Genomic DNA, 2,791 nt, shown 5'->3' with positions numbered 1-2,791 from the left:
GCATGGGAGAGCACACCGGCCGGTAAATGGCTCAGCGAGAACAAGCAGGTTAATATCAAGATGATTGCTGCTGCGGGAGCCCACACACAGAAATTGAGTGCGATGATGGCCTCGGATCAATTGCCAGAAATGATCTGGACGGATCGGAATCATCCGGATATGGAGCGGCTTCGGGAGGCAGGGAAGCTCGTAGCCTTCGACGATTACCTCGATAAATACCCGAACCTGAAGACCTGGATGGGTGACAATCTCAACATGCTGCGCTCGGATGACGGCAAGTTGTACATGTTCCCGAACTGGTACACTTCCAGACCCGCAGGTAACGCGGGGTATGTGGTAAATAAGAAGATCTATGATGAGCTGGGGCAACCGCCGCTTGAGACAACAGACGATCTCTATCATTATTTAGTGAAGGTGAAAGAGAAATACGGCACCAGCATCATACCATTTGAGCCGCACCGTGCACAGGATATGCAAGGACTTGGGGTATTGTATACGGCATTTGGCGAAGGTACGCTTTATACTTATCTGAACAGCTCGCTTAGGGGTGTACCGAAGGACGGCAAGTTGATCTCTGTGTTCGAGGATCCAGTGTTCCGCGAAGCGCAGAAGTATATTGCCAAATTATATCGTGAGAAACTGATTTCTCAGGATGCCTTTAACCAAACGGAAGATCAGGTGTTGGAGAAAGTCATGACGGGACGTGTGGCTGTATTTGCAAGCTCCAGTCCGACGACAATGGCAGGTGAAGCGCAGGAAGAGCTAATTAAAACCGATCCGGACGGTGGATATTTCATGATCTGGCCGATTCACAAGCCAGGTCTGGATAAGAACAAAGTCTATCCGGGGACTTATACCAGTCTGGGTTGGAATGCTGCTTACATTACGACAGCTGCCAAGGACCCTGAAGCGATCTTCGCCTTCCTTGATTGGTACACGGGTCCAGAAGGAATGAATCTGCAATTCTTCGGACCCGAAGGTAAGAACTGGGAAGGATTCGACAGTGAAGGCAAACCGAATTTCACCGCGAATTATGATCCGAAAGAGGTAGCTGAAATTCAATCCAATAATGATCCAATCATGTTCGTAGGTAATACAAGTTACATCGATCCTGCGAAATACAAGTACATGGCGGAGCTGCCGTTCGAGGAACAGGATTGGAGAACGAAGTACCAACAGACCATAACATGGCCAACGCAATATAACGTGACCGAGTTCATTAACCTGAACCCTGCACCGGATTCGGAGGAAGGCATCATCAAAACCTCTGTTGATGAACTGTTCCTTGAGACTTATGCCAAGTCGGTCATGGCCACAAGCGATGAAGACGTCGATAAGATTCTCGACCAAGGCAATAAGGACTTAATGGCGCTTGGATATGACAAACTGCTGCAGTGGCGTACCGAACGTTGGCAGGAGAATGTCAGCAAGATGAAGCAGCAATAACAGTTCGATACTCGTATGTGTTGCAGAGTCGGCATCCCAAAGGATCTCACAGATCCTTTGGGATCTCTCTGCTTATTGCGCAGTAGAGAAATTTACCCCATACCTGGAAAAAATGTTCTGTTAATATAAATGCGAACTATACTGCAATTTCTATAGAACCGTGGAGAACCAATGCTGTTTATCTATATTGGGGGTATTCGCATGTATAAGGTATTGCTGGTAGATGATGAAGAGCTGGACTTGGAGGGCATGCGGCGTTTTATTCCTTGGTCTGAGTTGGGGATGGAAGTGAAGGGCAGCGTCAATAATGCCTTGACTGCTTGTGAGATCATGGAGAAGGAAGCGATTGATATCTTGGTTAGCGATGTCAACATGCCATATATGTCTGGCCTGGAGCTGGCTCGAATGGCACTCGAACGTAAGCCCAACATTCGCATTATATTTGTGAGTGGTTATCAGGAGTTCAGTTATGTGCAACAAGCACTATCTTTGAACGCCTATAGCTATGTATTGAAACCGATGAATGATAGCGAGTTGATATCTTCATTGCTCAAGGTGAAGAGAGATCTGGACGAGGAGATGAAGCAGCGTGAAGTGGAGATCGCCTATCGTGAGATGATTCCGATCGTCAAGAGCGATATTCTGATTCGGCTGCTGCGCGAAGAAGAGACTCAGGATAGTGAAGGATTGTCGAAGCTGACATCATCCTGCGGGCTCGATACGATGGCGTGGCCGATTCGTGTCGTTGTGATGGAACTGGACAATCTCCAATGGAGAAAAGGCGGACACTTCTCCTCACAGCGTGAAATGTCACGCATATTCCTGCAGCAGGTGCATGAAGTTATTCAACATCTTGGCGTAGCTCCCTATTGTAAGTTATCTTCACAGCGAGTGGCATTATTGCTGGATGAAGGGTCGATGGAAACCACCGTGAACCGGTTATACGAAGCTATACGCAATAACAACGGGATTTCGATTACTACGGGAGTAGGCGAACTGGCCCACGCGATTGATCAATTGCAGCTATCCTATAGTCAGGCCATTGAGGCGGTGGAAGGCAAAATGTTCTTGGGCAAGGGGAGCGTCATTAAATTCGAGGATGTTCGGACGGAGCCGGGGATGCTGGATTCCCGCATGCTGGACGTGCACATGAATGCGCTGCTTACCGCGATGGAAGGATATGAGCTTGTGCGAATCTGCGATGAAATTGAGCAGATGTTCGGTTCTATCAAGAATCTTCGTTCCCGTTTCTCTGTTCATAACATGTCCAACTATATCATTTGGAGACTGGATCAATATCTTAGCGGCAGGAACGAAGACTTGTTTGAATTGCTCGGAATGGAAA

At 47.8% G+C, this 2,791-nt stretch carries 2 protein-coding genes; both read left to right on the top strand.

Features of this window, described 5'->3' with window-relative positions; all coding sequences use genetic code 11:
* The coding region (locus ACFRAK_RS27495) for an extracellular solute-binding protein (RefSeq protein WP_394572960.1) at window positions 1–1,446 on the top strand (1,446 nt) is incomplete at its 5' end.
* Window positions 1,447–1,647: 201 nt separating this feature from the next.
* Window positions 1,648–2,791 (top strand): response regulator (locus tag ACFRAK_RS27490; RefSeq protein WP_394572959.1); only part of this gene is annotated, 1,144 nt, incomplete at its 3' end.

Source organism: Peribacillus sp. NPDC056705 (assembly GCF_043656335.1).
Note: the sequence above shows the minus strand (reverse complement) of the source record. Positions and strands in the feature narration are given on the sequence as shown.